20 protein-coding genes are annotated in these 19,977 nt (G+C 65.9%); 10 read left to right on the top strand and 10 right to left on the bottom strand.

What is annotated here, in order from left to right:
- Positions 1–9 precede the first annotated feature (9 nt).
- From CO675_RS00940 to CO675_RS00920, 5 genes are read right to left on the bottom strand one after another with little or no spacing between them, the layout of a single operon-like run.
- Positions 10–984, bottom strand: a complete 975-nt coding sequence (locus tag CO675_RS00940; RefSeq protein ID WP_245452582.1) for an NAD(P)H-dependent flavin oxidoreductase — start codon at positions 982–984, stop codon at positions 10–12.
- A gap of 2 nt (positions 985–986) precedes the next feature.
- A complete protein-coding gene (locus tag CO675_RS00935; RefSeq protein ID WP_097670171.1) occupies positions 987–1,760 on the bottom strand; it encodes a crotonase/enoyl-CoA hydratase family protein in 774 nt (257 codons plus the stop codon).
- Between the two features lie 9 nt (positions 1,761–1,769).
- The gene (locus CO675_RS00930; protein WP_097670170.1) at positions 1,770–2,561 is read right to left on the bottom strand and encodes an SDR family NAD(P)-dependent oxidoreductase; all 792 of its coding nucleotides are present in this window, start codon (positions 2,559–2,561) and stop codon (positions 1,770–1,772) included.
- Positions 2,558–4,108 carry a class I adenylate-forming enzyme family protein gene (locus CO675_RS00925; RefSeq protein ID WP_097670169.1) on the bottom strand — a complete coding sequence of 517 codons (1,551 nt, stop codon included), beginning with the start codon at positions 4,106–4,108 and terminating at the stop codon, positions 2,558–2,560. The genes CO675_RS00930 and CO675_RS00925 overlap by 4 nt, the downstream gene beginning before the upstream one ends.
- Positions 4,105–4,761 carry a TetR/AcrR family transcriptional regulator gene (locus tag CO675_RS00920; protein WP_097670168.1) on the bottom strand — a complete coding sequence of 219 codons (657 nt, stop codon included), beginning with the start codon at positions 4,759–4,761 and terminating at the stop codon, positions 4,105–4,107. The genes CO675_RS00925 and CO675_RS00920 overlap by 4 nt, the downstream gene beginning before the upstream one ends.
- Before the next feature lie 99 nt (positions 4,762–4,860).
- On the opposite strand from CO675_RS00920, the gene CO675_RS00915 reads away from it, so the two are divergent.
- Both CO675_RS00915 and CO675_RS00910 read left to right on the top strand, forming a co-directional pair.
- Positions 4,861–5,280, top strand: coding sequence for a Zn-ribbon domain-containing OB-fold protein (locus CO675_RS00915; RefSeq protein ID WP_143278851.1), 420 nt, complete (start codon positions 4,861–4,863; stop codon positions 5,278–5,280).
- Between the two features lie 18 nt (positions 5,281–5,298).
- Positions 5,299–6,438: a thiolase family protein gene (locus CO675_RS00910; protein ID WP_097670166.1), complete on the top strand. Its 1,140-nt coding sequence runs from the start codon at positions 5,299–5,301 to the stop codon at positions 6,436–6,438.
- A gap of 25 nt (positions 6,439–6,463) precedes the next feature.
- Here CO675_RS00910 and CO675_RS00905 read toward each other — a convergent pair whose 3' ends face one another.
- A complete protein-coding gene (locus CO675_RS00905) occupies positions 6,464–7,099 on the bottom strand; it encodes a TetR/AcrR family transcriptional regulator (RefSeq protein ID WP_097670165.1) in 636 nt (211 codons plus the stop codon).
- A 252-nt stretch (positions 7,100–7,351) separates the two neighbouring features.
- Here CO675_RS00905 and CO675_RS00900 point away from each other — a divergent pair, with 252 nt between their 5' ends.
- From CO675_RS00900 to CO675_RS00865, 8 genes are read left to right on the top strand one after another with little or no spacing between them, the layout of a single operon-like run.
- Positions 7,352–8,662 carry a phytoene desaturase family protein gene (locus CO675_RS00900; RefSeq protein WP_245452581.1) on the top strand — a complete coding sequence of 437 codons (1,311 nt, stop codon included), beginning with the start codon at positions 7,352–7,354 and terminating at the stop codon, positions 8,660–8,662.
- Between the two features lie 5 nt (positions 8,663–8,667).
- Positions 8,668–9,522: an ABC transporter ATP-binding protein gene (locus CO675_RS00895; RefSeq protein WP_097670163.1), complete on the top strand. Its 855-nt coding sequence runs from the start codon at positions 8,668–8,670 to the stop codon at positions 9,520–9,522.
- Positions 9,519–10,310 carry an ABC transporter ATP-binding protein gene (locus CO675_RS00890; protein WP_097670839.1) on the top strand — a complete coding sequence of 264 codons (792 nt, stop codon included), beginning with the start codon at positions 9,519–9,521 and terminating at the stop codon, positions 10,308–10,310. Before CO675_RS00895 ends, CO675_RS00890 begins: the two co-directional genes overlap by 4 nt.
- The gene (locus CO675_RS00885; RefSeq protein ID WP_097670162.1) at positions 10,310–12,244 is read left to right on the top strand and encodes an AMP-dependent synthetase/ligase; all 1,935 of its coding nucleotides are present in this window, start codon (positions 10,310–10,312) and stop codon (positions 12,242–12,244) included. The genes CO675_RS00890 and CO675_RS00885 overlap by 1 nt, the downstream gene beginning before the upstream one ends.
- Positions 12,245–13,117 carry a branched-chain amino acid ABC transporter permease gene (locus tag CO675_RS00880; protein ID WP_097670161.1) on the top strand — a complete coding sequence of 291 codons (873 nt, stop codon included), beginning with the start codon at positions 12,245–12,247 and terminating at the stop codon, positions 13,115–13,117.
- Positions 13,117–14,163: a branched-chain amino acid ABC transporter permease gene (locus CO675_RS00875; RefSeq protein ID WP_097670160.1), complete on the top strand. Its 1,047-nt coding sequence runs from the start codon at positions 13,117–13,119 to the stop codon at positions 14,161–14,163. Before CO675_RS00880 ends, CO675_RS00875 begins: the two co-directional genes overlap by 1 nt.
- Before the next feature lie 34 nt (positions 14,164–14,197).
- A complete protein-coding gene (locus CO675_RS00870; RefSeq protein ID WP_097670159.1) occupies positions 14,198–15,358 on the top strand; it encodes an ABC transporter substrate-binding protein in 1,161 nt (386 codons plus the stop codon).
- A gap of 4 nt (positions 15,359–15,362) precedes the next feature.
- Positions 15,363–16,124, top strand: a complete 762-nt coding sequence (locus tag CO675_RS00865) for an NAD(P)H-dependent oxidoreductase (protein ID WP_097670158.1) — start codon at positions 15,363–15,365, stop codon at positions 16,122–16,124.
- A 170-nt stretch (positions 16,125–16,294) separates the two neighbouring features.
- Here the strand turns inward: CO675_RS00865 and CO675_RS00860 are convergent, their stop codons facing one another.
- The 4 genes from CO675_RS00860 to CO675_RS00845 are packed head-to-tail and all read right to left on the bottom strand — an operon-like array spanning position 16,295 to position 19,970.
- Positions 16,295–17,488: an acyl-CoA dehydrogenase family protein gene (locus tag CO675_RS00860; RefSeq protein ID WP_097670157.1), complete on the bottom strand. Its 1,194-nt coding sequence runs from the start codon at positions 17,486–17,488 to the stop codon at positions 16,295–16,297.
- A complete protein-coding gene (locus CO675_RS00855; RefSeq protein ID WP_097670156.1) occupies positions 17,485–18,420 on the bottom strand; it encodes an alpha/beta hydrolase in 936 nt (311 codons plus the stop codon). Before CO675_RS00855 ends, CO675_RS00860 begins: the two co-directional genes overlap by 4 nt.
- The gene (locus CO675_RS00850; protein WP_097670155.1) at positions 18,420–19,172 is read right to left on the bottom strand and encodes an SDR family NAD(P)-dependent oxidoreductase; all 753 of its coding nucleotides are present in this window, start codon (positions 19,170–19,172) and stop codon (positions 18,420–18,422) included. Before CO675_RS00850 ends, CO675_RS00855 begins: the two co-directional genes overlap by 1 nt.
- A 3-nt stretch (positions 19,173–19,175) precedes the next feature.
- The gene (locus CO675_RS00845; RefSeq protein ID WP_097670154.1) at positions 19,176–19,970 is read right to left on the bottom strand and encodes an enoyl-CoA hydratase/isomerase family protein; all 795 of its coding nucleotides are present in this window, start codon (positions 19,968–19,970) and stop codon (positions 19,176–19,178) included.
- Positions 19,971–19,977 lie beyond the last annotated feature (7 nt).

The raw sequence follows: 19,977 nt of genomic DNA, 5'->3' as shown, positions 1-19,977 counted from the left end.
TTGGACGCCTTATGCGGCGCCTCGTTCGAATGCGGCGTGATATTGCGCGGCGATCTCATCGACGATGTCGGCCGCTCCCGCCACCGCGTGCACGCCCGAGACTGAATGACCAGCGCTCCAGACCTCGATCCAGCGCCGCGGTCCTTCCGTCTCGCTCTTGCCGCCGAACTTCTCGCGCGCCCGCGCTTCCGACACGGACTCGTCGAGATTTGCGGGATCGAGACCCGCGGCGACGATCGAGGGCCGCAGCATGCTGGCATCGAGGCCGGTGAAGGCCTTCGTCAGCATGATGTCGTCGAGCGTGCTGTCGACCAGCATTCGCCGATAGGCATCGCTCGCCATGCTCTCGCGCGCCGCGATGAAGCGCGTTCCCATATAGGCGAGATCGCAGCCGAGCAGCCGGGCCGCGGCGAGCGCGGTGCCGTCGGTCACACCGCCCGCGAGCACGACCGGGCCGTCGAACATGGCGCGCACCGCGCGCACGAAGGCGAACGGATTAGCCCAGCCGGTCTGCCCGCCGGCACCCGCCGTCAGCAGGATCAAACCATCGGCGCCCGCCTCGATCGCCTTCTCGGCATGCCGCAGCGAGGCGATGTCCGCGAACACCAGACTGCCCACATCATGCAGCGGCGCGACCGCCGCTGCGGGAGATCCCACGCTGGTGATGACCATCTCGACCCCGTGCCGGACGAGACAGGCGAGATCGTCCTTGAAGCGTGGCTGGCGGACGATGAGGTTCGGACAATGCGGCGCGGCGGGGCGGCCGAGCCCGGCGACATTGCGCTCGATCCGGGTCAGCCAAGCATCGAGCTCCTCGACCGAGCGGGCGTTCGCGGTCGGAAACGCGCCGATCGCGCCGGAGCGGCAGACCGCCGTCACGAGATCGACGCCGGACACGCGCAGCATGGGAGCTGCGATCAGCGGCAGACGAAGCCGATCTGCGATCGCAGCGGGAAGCGCGCTCCGGCGGGCAGCGGCCTGCATCGCTAGCGTCCCTTCCAGACCGGCTTGCGTTTTTCAGCGAACGCCTTGAGGCCCTCGGTGCGATCCTCCGACTTCAGCGCCCGCTCCGCGATCGGGCCCTGTGCAGTCCAGCCCTCCTCATCGCTCCAGTTCGCGGCCTGAAAGATGATCTCCTTCGACGCGGCGAGCGCCGTCGGGCCGTTAACGAGGAGCTCGTTGCCGAAGGCAACTGCGGCCTCGAGCGCTTGTCCGGGTTCGACGAGCCGGTTCACGAGTCCGAGGCGCTCGAAGTACTCCGCGCCCTTGAACTGCCCGGTCAGCGCCAGCTCCATGGCGACGTGATAGGGAATCCGCTTCGGCAGCCGGAACAGTCCGCCACCGATGGCAACGACATTGTGCCTGACTTCCGGCAGGCCCATCTTGGCGTCCCGCGCGGCAACGATGAGATCGCAGGACAGGCAAAGCTCGAGCCCGCCGCCGACGGCATAGCCCTCGACCGCCGCGATCAGCGGCTTGCGCGGCGGTCGGCGAAACACGCCGAAGCCGCCGCGCTCGGTGATGCCGCGCTCGCCGCGCGCCACCGCCTTGAGATCGGCGCCGGCCGAGAAGTTGCCGCCCGCGCCGGTGATGACACCGGCGAACAGCGCGTCCTCCGCGTCGAGCAGATCCATCGCATCGGAGATGCCGCGCGCCAGCGCCGCGTTGCAGGCGTTGCGCGCTTCGGGACGGTTCAGCGTGACGACGAGGATGTGGCCGCGCCGTTCGGTCAGAACGACCTGTTCGTTCTCAATGCTCATCGCTGCGCCTCACAATGCGAAGGTAAAGCCGCCATTGACCGGATAGGTCTGGCCGGTGATCCACGCGCTCGCATCGGAGGCGAGGAACAACACCATGTTGGCGACGTCCGACGGCAGGCCCGGGCGGCGGATGACGTATTTCTCCATCATCTTCTTCTGCCGCTCGGGATCGGCCTTCAGCCGCGCTTCGATCGCGGGCGTTAGCGTCGCGGCAATCGCCACGCAGTTCGCCGTGATGTTGTGGCGGCCGAGCGAGCGCGCCACCGCGCGAGTGAAGCCCGCGGCGCCCGCCTTTGCGCCCGAATAGACCTCGAGGCCGGCCTCGCCGGCGCGGCCGGCATCCGAGATGATGGTGACGATGCGGCCGCCCTTGCGCTCGATCATCTGCGGAATGCAGGCCGAGGCGCAGTTGATGACGCCGTAGAGATTGACGCCGATGAAGCTGTTCCAGACCTCGGGGCCGGTTTCCCAGAACGGCTTGCGTGCATCGGGATCGGGGGTCGCGCCGGCGTTGCCGGCATTGTTGACGAGCACGTCGATCGGGCCGAAGGCCTGTTCGGCCTTGCCGACCATCGCCTTGACCGAGGCGAGATCGGTGACGTCGGCCTGCACCGCGATCGCCTTGCCACCGGCGGCATTGATCTCGCGCGCGACCTGCTCGGCGCGATCGAGGAAATAGTCGTTGACGACGATGCCGGCCGCGTTGTGCGCGGCGAAATGCAGCGCGATCTGGCGCCCGACGCCCTGTCCCGCACCGGTGATCAGCGTCACCTTGCCATTCAGATCAAGAATATCACTCATACGTTTCTCTCCCGTCCCTTCCAGTAGGGCTCGCGCAATTCGCGCTTGAGCAGCTTGCCCATCGTGTTGCGTGGCAGTTCGTCGACGATCGACAGCGTGCGCGGCCGCTTGTACGAAGCAAGATGGTCGCGGCAGAAGTCGAGGATCGCAGCCTCGTCCGCGATGTGGCCCGGCTTCAGCTCGCAGAACGCCTTGACCTGCTCGCCGAACTCGTCGTCGGGGATGCCGATGACGGCAACGTCCTGCACATCGGGATGCCTTAGGATCGCGGCCTCGATCTCGGCCGGATAGATGTTGACGCCGCCGGCGATGATCATGTCCTTGGCGCGATCGGTGATGAACAGATAGCCGTCGTCATCGAGCATTCCGACATCGCCGACGCGGAAATACCCGTGGTCGTCGCGCGTGTCCGCTCCGAGCGGCTTGCCGTTCAGATAGGAGCGGATCGTCACCGGCGTCCTGATCCAGATCTCGCCGGACTGGTTGCGCGGCAGCTCGCGCCCCTCGGCATCGCGAATCGAGATGTCGACATGCTTGTGCGGACGGCCGCTGGAGCCGGGCTTGCGCTCCTGCATCTCGGGCGGCAGGAAGCTGATCATGCCGACCTCCGTCGCGCCATAGCCTTCGCCGAGCACGCCCGAGCCGAAATAGCGGATGATCCAGCGCTTGAGCTCGTAGGGCACCGGCGCTGCGCCGACCGATAGTGCGCGGATCGACGACACGTCGTAGGCGTCGAGGACATCCTTCGGCAGCGCCGCGAGGCGCTTGTACATGGTGGGAACGCCGGTCCAGTTGGTGACGCGATGTTTCGCGATCAGGCGAAGCGCGCCTTCCGGATCAAAGCGGCGCATCAGGATCACCGGATTGCCGAGCTGGATTGCGCCCCAGACCTGCGATGGCCCTGCGCCATGATGCAGCGGCAGCGTCAAAAGCGACACGCCGCCGGGTTGGCCGCGCCGGGTCTGCGCGACGTCGCTGAGATATTCGGCGGTGCGTTGATCCATCTGCACGCCCGGCTGCACCACCGAGACCACACCCTTGGGCAGGCCCGTGGTGCCTGATGTATAGAGGATCAGCGGCGGCCGGCCGGTCGAATGCAGCGGCGGCTCGGCAGGCGTGTCGAGCAGTTCGGACAATGCGACGAAACCGGGCGACACTGTACCGATCGAGACCGCGAGCTTGATCGGCAATCCGTCGAATGCGGGCCGCAGCGCCGCCGGATCGTCATCGTCGCAGACGATGACCTGGGCGCCGCTGTTGGACAGTACGTACTGCGTCTCCGACGGCGTCAGCCGCCAGTTCAGGCCGAGCAGCGAGCAGCGCAGCTTGCCGATCGCCTCGCTCAGGATCGGCCACTCGATCCTGATCTGGGTCCGCAGCACCACGATGTCGCCGGCGACGACGCCGCGAGCGGCGAGGCCATGCGCAACGCGGTTCGCGGCATCGTTGAGCTGCGACCATGTCGTCCGGTGATCGCCCTCGATGAAGGCGATATCGTCGGGGCGATTGGCAGCCCAGTATTCGACGCTGTTCGGCAGGATGCTCATTTCGTCAGCCTCCGTTCCAGCGTCGCGATGAAGTGCGCGCTGACGACCTCGAGATCCAGTCCCTCCGGATCGACCAGCCACTGCGCCACCGATCCGCGCAGCGTGGCGAGGATGAGCGCACTTTCGGTCTCCGGATCGATATCCGCGCGCAACCGACCCTCGGCCATGCCCGCCCGCAGGGCCGCAGCGATCTCGCCTCGGGTTTCGCGATTGAGTTTCGCCACGGTGGCCGTAATCGGCGGTACGGTGAGCGCGCCGGCCAGCACGGCGTGAAAGGCGCGCGCCATGACAGGATTCCGTGCCGGCATCACGAAGTAATATCGGCACGACGCAAGCAGGCTGTCGTAGCCGGTCAGTCCCGGTGCGGAAGCGCGGCGCTCGCTGATGAAGGATTCGATGATGTAGGTGCCGAGCGCCGACAGCAGGTCGGCCTTGGTCTTGAAGTAGTGCGATGGCAGACCGCGGCTGTAGCCGGCGCGTTCGCCGGCCTCTGCCAGCGTGATCGCTTCGAGCCCGTTTTCGGCGACGATCAGCGCGGCCGCTTCGAGAATCCGCCGCTCCGCTTCATCGCGCCGCTCGACCTGGGTCCGTCGTGACACCGACACGGGCGCGTCATCTCGCTGCTCCTGCGCGCGTCGAACTGCTCGTGCCATTCAGCTTCACTCCCTTTGCCGTGCGGCGACTTTCTTGCTTGCATTCAAGCTAGAATAATGTTTGTTGGTTGGTCAACAAGTTTCTTGGAGGAGAAACGCATGCAGCCGAACAAGCTATTGAAACCAGCGCTGTATTCCGTGGAGGCGCACGACGGGAGTGGGGCAACAGCCCGCCTCAAGGGCGGGCGCTGCCGCTGCGGATACGTCTTCTTCCCGATGCAGACCTATGGCTGCGAGCGCTGTGGCAGCCATGGCGGCGCACTGACGCCTTGCGAACTCTCGGCCAATGGGACGCTGCTCGCCGAAGCGACCGTTCACCTGCACGCCGACAAGAACCGCCCTGCCCCCTTCACCATCGTCAAGGTCGCGCTCGACGACGGGCCCGTGATCCGCACCCTGCTGGCCGACGGCAGCGCGGCCGTTGCGCCGGGCCAGCGCGTGACCGGCAGGCTCGCCGCAGTCGGACAGAGCGAGAGCGGCGAGACCGTGCTCGATCTCCGCTTCAGCATCGCATCCTGATCGATCCGGAGGTTCGCCATGACACGATCACTCAACGCGTTGCGCCCGGTCTACGTCGTCGGCATCGGCTGGCATCGCTATCAGAACCCGAGCGAGACGCCCTATGTGGAGCTCGGCCTCACCGCGATCCGCGCTGCACTTGCGGATGCGCGCATCGAATGGCCCACGGTCGAATCGACCTATGTCGCGACCGCGCTGCTCGGCATGGCCTCGGGGCGGCCGATGCTGCGCCATCTCGGCGCGACCGGTGCGCCGCTGATGCATGTCGAGAATGCGTCGGCGTCCGGATCGACCGCGTTCCGCCATGCCTGCATCGAGGTCGCGAGCGGCATCTCCGACGTTGCGCTGGCGGTCGGCGTCGACAAACGCAATCCGGTGCGACGCCCCGACACCGGCATCGGAAACCTCGCCGAGGACGCCATCGTCCCCTTCACGCATTTCGCGCTGCTGACCAATGAATACGCGGTCCGGCACAACGCCTCGACCGACGATATCGCGCTGGTCGCGGTGAAGAACCACCGCAATGGCGCCAAAAATCCCCACGCGCAGCGGCAGCAGGAGCGTACGCTCGACGAGGTGCTCGGCGGCAAACGGGTGTCGGGATCGCTGACGTCACTGCAATGCACACCGATCGGCGAAGGCGCCGCGGCCGTGATCGTCGCATCCGAGGACGGCATTCGCCGGCTAGGCATCGACGCCGGCCGCGCCATTCGCACCACGGCCTCGGTCGGCCGCAGCGAACGGGTCTATCCGCCCGGCGCCGGCTTCGACGCCGCGCTCACCAAGGAGACCGCCGAACTCGCATTGGCGCAAGCTAAACTCGCACCAAAGGATCTCGACATCATCGAGCTGCACGACGCCTTCACGGTCGAGGAGCTGCACTACATCGAAAGCATCGGCCTCTGCCCTGAAGGGCACGGCGTTCGCATGCTGAAGGACGGCGCGCTGGATATCGGCGGGCAATGCGCGATCAATCCCTCCGGCGGCCTGATCGCGATGGGGCACCCGATCGGTCCCACCGGCATCGGCCAGATCGGCGAGATCGTGATGCAGCTGCGTGGCGAGGCCGGCCCGCGCCAGCATCGCGGCGCGCGGATTGGGCTGGCGCATATGGTCGGTGTCGGCGCGGTCTGCTACGTGCACATCCTGCAACGGTGACGCCGCATCCTGGAGACGCGCCAGCTCACGCGCGCTGGCGCAGCGGCCGCGCCGCGTCCTTCGCCGGCACCGGCATGGTGAAACCGTACAGGAACAGGTCCACCACCATGTCGGCAAACTCGCTGGGGTCGACGCCGCCCTTCGGGTCGTACCAGGTATGGCTGAAGTTCAGGATGCCGAACAGCATCATGCTGTAGATCTTCTTGGTCCGCCTGACGATCTTGCCTTCCTTGTCGAGCTTGACCAGAAGGTCCGAGACCGTGTCGACGAGCTGGCGCTCCAGCGCCTTGATGGCATCCTGCTCGGTCTCGCCGAGGAACGAGAGGTCGTTGAGGATGACGCGCTGCTCGTCGCTGGAGCGCGCATTCAGCGCGACGATGGCCTGGATCGCGGCGCGGAACTGCTCCAGCGTCGCCGCCTTGCCGGCCATCGCGGCCTCGACATCGGCGATCATCTCGCGGATATGCGCATCGAGGATCGCGAACAGGATCGCTTCCTTGGAGTCGAAGTAGTGATACAGCGCGCCGCGGGATAGCTTGCAGGCATCCGCAAGGTCGGCGATCGAGGCGCGCATGTAGCCCTGCCGTGCGAACAGGCCGCAGGCGGTGGTGAGAATGCCCCGCTGGATCTCGTCGTAATTTTCTGAGCGCGTCCGCGCCATTACATTCTCTCTCGTGCACCATCGGCGCCGCCGGAATCGGACGGCACTCGTCTCTCTATACTACCGCCGCTCCGCGCCCTCCTCCCCTTTGCGGGCTCCGTCCACCAGAACTCTTCGACTTCCCGTGTCCCGGCCTTGACCTGCGTCAAAAAATAATTTGAACGACCGGTCGGATTATATTAGAGTGCCTGGTATCAAGCAAGCGGATTGCGCACGCCGGGACCAACCCGGCGGCATTGAGGGAGGCTGAGCGTGGATTCTCAGAAGGTCGATGCTGTCGTGATCGGAGCCGGCGCAGGCGGACTGTGCGCCGCGGCACGGCTTGCCCATGGCGGCCTGCATACGCTTGTCGTCGACGACAAGGACCGGCTCGGCGGGCGCGCCTCGACCGAGGAGATCGACGGCTTCAAGGTCAATATCGGCGCGATCGCAATCGAGTTCGGCGGCGTGTTCGAGGAGACCTTCCACACCGTCGGCGCCCCGCTCGATATCCGCGCGCCCGAGCCTGCGAGCTCGTTTTTCATCGACGGCAAGGTGATCGATGTCGGCCGCGGCGGCTGGTCGCTGCTGCTCGGGCAGCTCACCAAGCAGGCCTCGCGCATCCTGGAGAAATTCGCCGACGCCCGCTCCGGCAACCTGCCCGATGGACGGCAATCGACCGAGGACTGGCTGAAGGGCTACACCAGCAACGCCACCGTACACGCGCTGTTCCGCAATCTCTGCGCGGCGATCTTCGCCTGCAACGCCGCCGAACTGCCGGCCCGCGCCTTCCTCACCTACTTCACCAGCAAGGGCGCCTTCAAGAAGTTCGGCTTCTGCCCGCAAGGCACGATCGGCGTCTGGAACAGTCTTGGGAGCGCAATCCGGCGCAATGGCGACATCTGGCTCGGAACGCCCGCGACCTCGATCCACATCTCCGATGGCCGTGTCGAGGGCGTCACCGTGCTCCGGAACGGGGAGAGGGTGCGGATCGACACCGATCTCGTGATCAGTAATGCCGGACCGAAAGCCACCGTCGCGCTCGCCGGCAGCGAGGCTTTCCCAGCCGATTACATCGCCAAGGTGAGGAATGACCTTCGCCCGGCCGCCAACATCGTCATCAACGTCGCAAGCCGCGAGCCGCTGATCAACCATCCCGGCATCGTCACCTTCGGCAAGACGCGCCGGCTCTGCAACATGGCGAACCTTTCCACCACCTGCCCCGAACTGGCACCGCCCGGCTGGCATCTCTACGTCGCCTACGCCGTGCCGGTACCGGCGCTCGGCGATTTCGACTCCGACGCGGAAGTCGCGCTTGCGCTCGAGGACCTTCGCGAGCAGTTCGCGAATTTCAACCAGGCCAAGATCCTGTCGATCCGGGTGATGCGCGACGATTGGCCGGCGCAACGCAGCTGCGCCGGTTACGACCTGCCGCGCGAGACCGGCATCGAAGGCCTGTGGTGCGTCGGCGACGCGGTGAAGCAATATGGCAATGGCGGCACCCAGGCTTGTGCCGAGACCGCCAAGATCGTGACCGATGCGATCTTCGCCGCGCGGCCGCGCCGATCGGCCGGCCGGGTCTGAGCGCGATGCCGACGACCATCCCGCATCCGACGCCGCCGGTAGCGCCCCAGGCCGTGCCGGCGCCGGAGTGCCTGCTCGAATTCCGCAACATCCGGATCGTCTACGACAACGCGATCGAGGCGATCCGCGATGTCTCGATCGCGGTGCCCGAGGGCAACATCGTCGCCCTGCTCGGCTCCAACGGCGCCGGCAAATCGACGCTGCTGAAGGCGATGTCCGGCATCCTCTATACCGAGGAAGGCGTGATCGAGAACGGCAGCATCCGCTTCCGCAACGACGAGGTGCATCGTCTTGCGCCGGACGAGCTGGTCCGCCGCGGCATCGTGCAGGTACCGGAGGGCCGCCGCGTGTTCGCGGCGCTGACCATCGACGAGAACCTGCAGATGGGCGGCTACACCCGGACCAGCGCCGAGGCGCGCGAGCGACGCGACAAGGTGTTTGCGCTGTTTCCGCGGCTTTACGAGCGGCGCGACCAGATCGCCGGCTACATGTCCGGCGGCGAGCAGCAGATGCTCGCGATTGGCCGCGCGCTGATGACCGATCCGGTGCTGCTGGCGCTCGACGAGCCGTCGCTCGGCCTCGCGCCCTTGATCATCGACCGCATCTATGAGGTGATCGTCCGGCTGCGCGACGAGCTGAAGATGACCGTGCTGCTGGTCGAGCAGAACGCGCAGCGCGCGCTCGACATCGCCGATTACGGCTACATCCTGGAGACCGGCCGCGTCGTGCTCGACGGTACGGCTGCAAGGCTCACCGCCAACGAGGACGTCCAGGAATTCTATCTCGGCGTCTCCTCCACCGGCCGCAAGAGCCTGCGCGACGTCAAGCATTACAAGCGCCGCAAGCGGTGGCTGTCGTGACCGCGCTGCTGACGATCGAGAACCTGTCAAAACGCTTTGGCGGCCTGCAGGCCGTCGCCGAGGTCAGCCTCGATGTCATGCCGGGCGAGATCTGCAGCGTGATCGGCCCGAACGGCGCCGGCAAGACCACGCTGTTCAACATGATCTCGGGCGTGCTGCGGCCGAGCGGCGGCCGGATCACCTTCGACGGCATCGACCTTGCGACCATTTCGCCGTGGAAATTCGCCGCCGTCGGCATCGGCCGTACCTTCCAGAATCTGGCGCTGTTCAAGCATGGCACCGTGGTCGAGAACATCCTGACCGGACGCCACACCCATCTGCGCTCGACGGTGCTCGACGCCGTGGTGTTCTTCGGCCGCACCCGCAAGGAAGAAATCGCGGCCCGGCAGCGCGTCGAGCACATCATCGAGTTCCTCGAGATCGAGCATGTCAGGGACGCCGTGGTCGGCACGCTGTCCTACGGCCAGCAGAAGCGCGTCGAGCTCGCCCGCGCGCTCGCCTGCGAACCAAAGCTGCTGCTGCTCGACGAGATGGTCTCCGGCATGAACCAGGAGGAAACCGAGGATATCGCGCGCTTCGTGCTCGACATCCGCGACGAGCTCGGCATCACCGTCGTGATGATCGAACACGAGATGCGCATCGTGATGGACATTTCCGACCGCATCCATGTGCTGAATTTCGGCCGCAAGATCGCCGAGGGCACGCCCGACGAAATCAGGCGCGATCCGGCCGTCGCGGCGGCCTATCTCGGCGGCCAGCGCGCCGAGGCAATGAAGGCGGGCGCGTGATGTCGACGCTGGACAGCCTGCGCACCGCTCATCCGCCGCTGCAGGCCAGCGCCGCGCGCAACGCAACCGTCGCAGGAGCCGACGCGCTGCAGGCCGCGCTTGCAGATGCCGCCATCACCATCCCGCAATTGCTACGACAGCGCGCCGCCATGCACGGCGACGCGCTGGCGCTGCGGGAGAAGGATTACGGCATCTGGAATCCCTATTCCTGGCGGCACTATTACGCGACCGCGCGCGCGGTTGCGCTCGGCCTGCTCTCGCTCGGCATAAGGCCGGGCGACCGTATCGCCATCGCCGGCGAGAACACGCCGGAATGGTTTTACGCTGATCTCGGCGCCCAGATGATCGGCGCGGTCGCGGTCGGCATCTATCCGACCAATCCCTGGGTCGAGCTGCAATATATCGTCAAGCATTCCGGCGCCCGAATCGTCGTCACCGGCGATCAGGAGCAGACCGACAAGGTGCTCGACGCGATGGCCAACAATGGCGGCCTGCCGGATCTGGAGGCCATCGTCTGCATCGACATGAAGGGCCTGCGGCATTATCGGCAATCGGAGCTGATGTCATTCGAGGCACTATGCGAGCGCGGCAGGGCCTATGCAGGGGTGAACCCGGATGCCAACGCCAACCTCGATCGGCTGATCAGCCAGGGCGCACCCGACGACGTCTGCATCCTCGTCTACACTTCGGGCACGACTGGCCCACCCAAGGGCGCGATGCTGACCCATCGCAATCTCGTCTACGCCGCCTATGCCTACGCCACGACCGTCGGGATCGCAGACAAGCCATTCGAAGCGGTGAGCTATCTGCCGCTGTGCCACGTTGCCGAGCGCTGCTATGGCACGGTGACGCATCTCGTGCTCGGCGGCACGGTCTCCTTTGCCGAATCGATCGACACGGTCGCGATCAACATCCGCGAGATCGCGCCGACGTTCTTCGTCGGTGTGCCGCGCATCTACGAGAAACTGCAACAGGGCTTTCTGTTCAGGCTCGGCGAGAGCGGCCGGCTGAGGCAGGCCTTCACCAAGGCCTGCCTCGCCTGGGGCCGCACGCTGTCCGACCGTCGGCAGGCCGGCAAGGAAGGCTGGCTCGATCGTGCCGCCTATGGGTCGCTCTATCTCCTGATGTTCCGCAATCTGCAGCGCCACCTCGGCTTCGCCTACAGCCGGCACCGGCTCTGTGCCGGCGCCTCGATCTCGCCGGAGACGCTGCGCTTCTTCGACATCATTGGCCGCCCGGTGTCGCAGGGCTACGGCCTCACCGAAAGCGGCGGCGTCGCCTTCATCCAAACCGAGGGTCACCACCGGATCGGCGGCTGCGGCGTGCCGCTGCCGCAGACCGAATGGAAGTGCGATGCCGACGGCGAGATCCTGCTGCGCAACCCCGGCATCTTCAAGGGCTACTTCCTCGACGAGAAGGCCTCCACCGCTTCGCTCGAACAAGGCGGCTGGCTGCGCACCGGCGACATCATCGACATCCTCGACAATGGCGAGATCGCCGTGGTCGACCGCAAGAAGGCGATCATCATCACCGCCGGCGGCAAGAACATCGCCCCGTCGGAGATCGAGAACGCGCTGAAGGATTCCGAGTTCATCAAGGAAGCGATCGTGGTCGGTGAGGCCAAGAAGTACCTCGGCGCTATCGTCCAGGTCGATTACGACAACGTCGGCCGCTGGGCGCGCGACCGGGCGCTGGCTTACACCAATTACAAATCGCTGTCGCAGCTGCCTGAAGTGTACGAGCTGGTCGAGCGGATCGTGAACGAGACCAACAAGCGCTTCGCCCGGGTCGAGAATATCCGCCGCTTCGCCGTCCTGGAGAAAGAGCTCGACCATGACGACGGCGAGCTGACCGCCACGCAGAAGGTGCGCCGCGCGATGATCGAGAAGAAGTTCGCGCGCGAGCTTGCCATCATCTACCAGGCGGAGGGCTGAATGCAGTATCTCATCCAGCTTCTGATCTCGGGGCTCGCGATCGGCGCCATGTACGGCCTGATCGCGATGGGCTTTGCGGTGATCTACAAGTCCACCGGGCTGGTCAATTTCGCGCAGGGCGAGATGACCATGATCACGGCCTATATCGCCTGGACGATCTCGACCACGGTCAGCGGCAACGTGTTCGTCGTCGCGATCGGCGCCATCCTGGCGGCGGTCGTACTCGGCCTCGTCATCGAGCGGTTGGTGATGCGGCCGATGTTGGGCGAGCCGGTGTTCGCGACCGTGATGGTCACGATCGGGCTCGCGGTGATCCTGCGCTCGGCGATCAACTTCATCTGGGACGCCTACCCGCATGGGCTCGATATCGGCATGGGCCGCGGCATCGTTCATCTCGGCGGCATCGGCGTGCGCACCGGCCAGATTGCCGTGATCGCGACGTTGTTGCTCCTACTTGCTGCGATCTGGGCGTTCTTCCGCTACAGCAAGGTCGGCGTCGCGATGCGCGCGGTCGCGGCCGACGACCGCACCGCGCTGTTGATGGGCATCAGTGCCACGAAGGTCCATGCGTTGGCCTGGGCCGCGTCCTCCGCGATCGCCGGCATCGGCGGCGTGTTCTTCGCACTGTCCTACGACCTGTCGCCGGCGATGTTCCAGCTCGGGCTGAAGGCATTTCCGGCCACGATCCTGGGCGGGCTCGACGCCGTGCTCGGCTCCGGCCTCGGCGGCCTGCTGATCGGCATCACCGAGAACCTCGCGGGCGGCTATCTCGGCTCGGGCATGAAGGAGGTCGCGGGCTTTGCCATGATCATCGTTGTGCTGATGGTCCGCCCGTTCGGCATCTTCGGCGAACGCGACATCGAGAGGGTCTGATGCGCACGGGCGATTACAAGCAGAGCTATGGCGAGTTGGTCGCGCTGATCGATTCCCCGCCGGTGTGGCTCTGGTCGGCCGTGCTGCTGCTGGCGCTGATCGCTGCACCCTGGCTTCTGAACTCATACGCGCTGTCGTTCCTGATGATCATCCTGATCACGGTGACAGGCGCGCTCGGGCTCAATATCCTGACCGGCTACACCGGCCTGATCTCCCTCGGCCATGTCGGCTTCCTCGTTACCGGCGCGTATGCTTACGCGGTGCTGGTCTCGAAGTACCACATGCCGCCGTTGGTCGGTTTCCTTGGTGCCGGGATCGTACCGGCGCTGGCGAGCCTGATCGTCGGCGCGCCGTCGTTGCGGCTCAAGGGGCTCTATCTCGCCATCACCACGCTCGCCTTCTCCTTCATCATCAACACCGTAATCCTGGAGATGCGCTGGCTGACCAACGGCGCCCGCGGCATCCAGGTGCAGCGGCCGGAGATCCTCGGCATCAGCTTCGACGGCGATGCGGCCTTCACCTATCTCTGCCTCGCCTTCGCAGCCTCGACGCTGTTCGCCACCCTCAACATCCGCCGCAGCCGGGTCGGCCGCGCCTTCGTCGCGATCCGCGACAACGACACCGCGGCCCGCGTGATGGGGATCAACCTGCACGCGTACAAGCTGTTCGCCTTCGTCACCTCGGCCTTCATCACCGGCATCGCCGGCGCGCTTTACGGCATCTATCTCTCCTTCGTCAGCGTCGAGGGCTTCCCGTTCCTGCTGTCGATCGAGGCGCTGGCGATCCTGATCGTCGGCGGCCTCGGCTCGGCGCTCGGCGCCGTGCTCGGCACCGTCCTGATCGTACTGCTGCCGGAGGCGACAAGGCTGGTCTTCAGCCTGTTCAGCGCGCAGATGGACGCGACATTTACGACCGGTGCGCAGGAGCTGAAGAGCATGCTCTACGGCCTCGTCATCATCCTGTTCCTGCGCTTCCAGCCGAGAGGGCTGGTCGGTGCCTGGCACGACATCAAGCGCACCTGGGTGCACTGGCCGCTGCGCTACTAACCAAAAAAAGACATAACACCAAGAGGAGGAGACAATGATCAGACATCTGGCGGCGGCCTCGCTGCTGCTTTCCACGGCCTGCCTTGCCATCGGCCCCGCTGCTGCCGCCGACCCCGGTATCACCGACACCGAGATCCTGATCGGCGACGTCGAGCCCCTGACCGGCCCGCCGGCGCTGCTCGGTGTCGCGGCCTCGATCGGCCACAAGATCGCGATCGCCGAGGCCAATGCCGCCGGCGGCATCAACGGCCGCAAGATCAAGTATGTACTGGAGGACGACGGTTACGTCACCGCGCGCACCATCCAGGGCGTCAAGAAGGTGATCGACGTCGACAAGGTATTCGCGATGATCGGCATCTCCGGCTCGGGCCAGTCGATCGCGGTCATGCCGGTGATAGAAAAATCCGGCATCCCGACCGTGATCGACGTCGCGCCGGTCAAGTTCCTGTGGGAGCCGCCGCGCAAGAACGTGTTCGTGGTCGGCCAATCCTACGAGGAAGGCATCATCCACCTCGTCAACTTCCTGGCCGACAAGAACCCCGGCAAGAAATGGGGCCTGATCACCCAGGACGACGATTACGGCATCACCGTGCGCGACGGCTTCGACTCGGTGGTCAAGGCCAAGAAACTGAACGTCGTCTACAGCGGCAATTACAAGAAGGGCCAGCAGGACTTCTCGTCCGACATGCTGCAGCTGAAGGATTCCGGCGCCGAGGTGTTCCTGGCCGGCGGCATCATCGGCGAAAACATTGCGATGATGAAGGAGCTCGAGAAGCTCGGCATCAAACCGGTGACCGGCATCTTCTGGCCTGGCCGCATCGAACCGGTGCTGAAGCTGATGGGTCCGGCCGGCGACGGCATCTATGCGGTCGACTATGTCGAGCCGTTCGCGGGCGCGGCCGGCAAGGCGTTCCTCGAGAAGGCCATGCCGCTGGTGTCGGAGGCCGAATTCAAGGGCATCAACCGCTACACCATGACCGGCTATGCCGCCGCGAAGGTCCTGATCGCAGCGATCGAGCGTTGCGGCAAGCAACCGACCTGGGCCTGCACCATCTCGGAGCTGGAGAAGACCAGGAATGTCGAGACCGGCGTGATGGCGCCGATCAGCTTCGGCCCCGGCGTCCGCTTCTCCAACCAGAAGCTGCAGATCATGCAGGCCGATACGGCGACGCTCAGCTTCAAGCCGGTGAACTAGAACGATGAATGTCCTGATCGTCTTTGCCCATCAGGAGGCGCAGTCGTTCAATGCTGCGCTGCTGGCGCGGTCGGTAGCGGAGCTGACCGCGCTCGGGCACACGGTCAGGATCTCCGATCTCTACGCCATGCGCTTCAACCCGGTAGCGACCGCCGAAGACTTTGGCGAGCGGCGGTTTCCCGACCGGCTGCAGTATGACCGCGAGCAGAAATACAATCTGCAACAGGGGGCGCTCAGCGGCGACATCGCCGCCGAGATCGAGAAGCTGCTGTGGTGCGACCTCCTGATCTTGCAGTTTCCGCTGTGGTGGTTCTCTGTTCCCGCCATCATGAAGGGCTGGATCGACCGCGTGTTCGTCAACGGCGCGGTCTATGGCGCCGGTCGCCGTTACGACACCGGCGGCCTCGCCGGCCGCCGGTCCATGGTCGTGACCTCGACCGCCGCCTACCCCGGAATGTGCGCGCCCGACGGGCTGGTCGGCGCGCTCGACGTGGTGCTGTGGCCGATCCAGAATGGCACCCTGGCCTATGCCGGCTGCAAAGTGCTGCCGCCCTTCGTCTCGTATTCGGTGAACTTTGTCGACGAGGCGACGCGGCATCGCTACCTCGACGACTATGCTCGGAGGTTACGGCAGCTCGAAACCACCGAGCCGTTGTTCTTCCATCCGCTCGCGGATTTCGGCGAGGACTGGCGGCTGAAGCCGGGGATCGCGGCGCAGACGGTTGGGCAGGGCAAGCCAGCAACCTCGTCGAACGACGCAAAGTAAGGTTGTCGCGACGGACATGCGCTCCCTCGCCCCGTTCTTACGGGGAGAGGGTTGGGGTGAGGGGCTCTCTCCGCGAGCCGCGTGCGTAAATAGACCGGTACCCCCTCACCCGGATCGCATCTGCGATGCGATCCGACCTCTCCCCGCAAGCGGGGCGAGGCAAGAAAGAATCACATCCGCTTGGCGACCTCTTCCAGCATCACCTCGGTGGCGCCGCCACCGATCGTCAGCACGCGTGCGTCGCGCACCATGCGCTCGATCGCCGTTCCGCGCATAAAGCCTGAGCCACCATGCAGTTGCAGGCAGCCATGCACGACCTCGTGCAGCACCTCAGGCGACAGTGCCTTCACCATCGAGACCTCGCGCAAACACTCCTGCCTCGCCGTCGCAAGCTCAGCGGCCTGATAGGCCAGCGCCCGCGCCGCGGCCGCCTTCGCGGCGAGCTGGGCGAGCTTCAGCCGCACGCCCTGCTGGTTCCAGAGCGGACCGCCGAACGCCTGCCGCGTCTTTACATAATTCGTCGTCAGCTCGATCGCCTTGGCGGACTCGCCGGCGCAGATGCCGCCGATGCAGATGCGCTCGTTCTGGAAGGTCTCCATGATGCCATAGAAACCCTTGTTCTCCTCGCCGAGCAGGTTTGCCGCCGGCACGCGCACGTCCTGAAACGAGATCTCGGCGGTGTCCGAGCAAAGCCAGCCATGCTTGTCGAGCTTGGTTGCCGTGATGCCGGGCGTGTTGCGCTCGACGATGAACAGCGAGATGCCGCGGCTGCCTTTGGCATGCGGGTCGGTGCGCGCGGCGACGATCAGGATGTCGCCATAGACCGCGTTGGTGATGAACATCTTTGCGCCGTTGATCACCCAATGATCGCCGTCGCGCCGCGCGCGCGTCTTCAGGCCCGCGACGTCGGAACCGGCATCGGGCTCGGTCACCGCGATCGAACAGACCGTCTCGCCGCGGATGATCGCAGGCAAATATTTCTGCTTCTGCTCCGGCGTGCCGCGCAGGCTGATGTGCACCGCCGACATGTCGGTATGAACCAGGATCGACGAGGTGAAGCCGCCAAAACTCGAGCGACCGAGCTCCTCGGCGAATACCATCGAGGCCAGCGGCCCCATGTCGGTGCCGCCATACTCGGCCGCATGGCGCATGCCGAGGAAGCCGAGCGCGCCCATGCGGCGATAGATCTCGCGCGGGATCTTGCCGTCGCGCTCCCACGCCTCGGCATGTGGCGCCACTTCCTTCTCGACGAAGCGGCGCACCTGCTCGCGCAGCATGCGCAGCTCCTCGGGCAGATTGGGCGGCTCCGGGAAATGGAACTCGGTCTCAGAGAGCTGGCGCGGATCGGAGGTCATGACGTTCATTGTGGCGCCCTCTCATGGCCGATGTGAAGATGGCTGCGCAGAAAAGTCGCGAGGGATGCGATCGCCTCTCGCGCCTGCGGAATCTCGGGGAACATCTGAAAGACGTGGATCATGCCGTCCCAGACCTGGAGTTCGACGTCGCAGCCTGCGGCCTTGGCGCGCACGGCAAGCTCGGTTGAATCGTCGCGCACGGTTTCGCGATCACCTGCCTGAACAAGGAGCGGCGGCAGACCGGCGAGATCGGCATAAAGCGGCGAGGCCAGCGGATCATGGGGGTCACCGTCCTTGCCGAGATAGTTCCTGGCGAGCGCCAGGATCATTGCACGCTGGTGGATTGGATCGACCGCGGCCCGGCTCTGATAGCTCGCGCCGCTCGCGGTGAGATCGGTCCAGGGCGACATCAGCGCGCCGGCGGCGGGGAGCGGCAGGCCGCGATCTCTCGCCGCGAGCATCACAGCGAGCACGAGATTGCCGCCGGCAGAGTCCCCTGCGAAGGCAATATCGGCAGGACGCAGCCCCTGATCGCGCAGATAGTGATAAGCAATCAGCGCATCATCGAGCGCAGCCGGAAAGCGATGCTCCGGCGCAAGGCGATAATTGACCGAGAGCAGGCGGCAGCCGGATGCGTCGGCAATCCGCGCGGCCAGCTCGCGATGCGAGGCGACCGAGCCGATGCGGAAACCGCCGCCATGAATGTAAAGGATGGCCTTGTGGCGCGGCGCATCCGAGGGCACAAGCCATTCGCCGTCGATGCCACCGGCTGAGACCGGCTCAATCGTTACCGGCGCCGAACCGCCGGAAAAGGCCGCATCCCAATCGCTGCGCATCTGCGCCATCGATGTGTCGCGGCTCCAGCCGCGATAGATGGCACGCAGGCGCTCGATGGCCCGATCGACCGGTGTGATGGCAATATCGTCGCCCGCGGTACCCATCAGCCGCCGATGCCCATGCCGCCGGACACGCCGAGCGTCTCGCCGGTGATGTAGGCGGCCTGGTCGGAGGCCAGAAACAGCGCGGCGGCCGCAACCTCCTCCGGCTCGCCGAGCCGGCCGAGCAGCGTCGCGCCCGTCATTGCCTGCAGGATCTTGTCGCCGCCCTTTGCCACCGCCTGCTCGAGCATCGGCGTGCGGATCGGTCCCGGCGCGATTGCATTCGCGGTGATGCGAAAGCGCGCATTTTCCCGCGCGATGCTCCGGGTAAAGGAGATCACGCCGCCTTTGGCCGCGGAATAGACCGCACCGCCCTTGGAGCCGAGCCGCGCCGCCTCCGAGGTCACATTGATGATGCGGCCGAACCGCGCCGCCTGCATCGCCGGCAGCGCCGCGTGCGTGCAGGCCAGTACCGAGGTGAGATTGACCGCAATCAGCCGGGCCCAATCTTCCGCCGTCGTGTCGGTGAAGAAGGCGTGCTGATCGACGCCGGCATTGTTGACGACGATGTCGAACGGACCGTCCTGCGCCATCACGGCCTGCACGGCCGCGGCATCGCTGACGTCGAGCCCGGCGACGCCGGCGCCCGTCTCGCGCGCAAGTTCGGATGCTGCCGCGACATCGAGATCGGCGATCACGACCCTTGCACCTGCTCCGGCAAAGCTGCGCACGATCGCCGCCCCAATGCCCCGCGCGCCGCCGGAAACGAAGGCGCGGCGGCCATCGAGACGTCCGAATGGCAAGGTGCCAGCCACGTTTTAGTGCCCCGTGAACACAGGCTTGCGCCGCTCGATCACGGCGGCGAGCCCTTCGCGCGCATCGGCCATCCCCGAGAGTTCGGCCACGGTGCGCGCCTCTTCCGACAAGCACTGCTCGATGCTGGTGCCGGTGCCGGCCCAGACCAGCCGCTTGGTCGCCGCCAGCGCCTTCGGCGCGCCGGCCGCGAGCTCGCGCGCCAGCGCGAGCGATACATCGGCGAGCTCGGCATCGGGCACGACCTTGGTGACGATGCCCATCTGCAACGCTTCGGCAGCAGGGATCACCGGGTTGGTCAGCAGGATCGACATCGCGCGCCGTAGTCCGACCAGCCGCGACAGCGTGACCGAGACGCCGGCATCCGGCGCCATCGCCACCCGCGTCGCGCCGGCGAGGAACTTTGCCGATTCCGCCGCGATCACGATGTCGGACGCGCAGACCAGGCCGAAGCCGCCGCCGCCCGCCGCAAAGCCCTGCACCGAGGCGATGACGGGCGCTTCCAGCCGCAGCAATCCGGTCACCGCATTCTGAAGATACGCGGTGGCCTGGCGGATATAGTCCGGCAGCTTCTCGCCCTTGGAGGCAAAGGCGCGAACATCGCCGCCCGCGCAGAAATTCGTCCCCTCACCGCTCAGCAGCACGACGCGCAGATCCGGATGGCCGTGGCAGACCATGATGGCGTCGCACAGCGCGCTCAGCAACTCGGCGCTCATGCCGTTGGCCGCATCGGGCCGGTTGAGCCGCAGCCGCGCGATGCCGTGGGTGATGTCAAGCAGAACGGGGCCCTTGTCGATCATGGCGAAA

The organism is Bradyrhizobium sp. C9 (assembly GCF_002532045.1).
In the GTDB taxonomy this organism is placed as follows: Bacteria; Pseudomonadota; Alphaproteobacteria; order Rhizobiales; family Xanthobacteraceae; genus Bradyrhizobium.
This window is presented reverse-complemented; position numbering and strand designations above follow the sequence as displayed.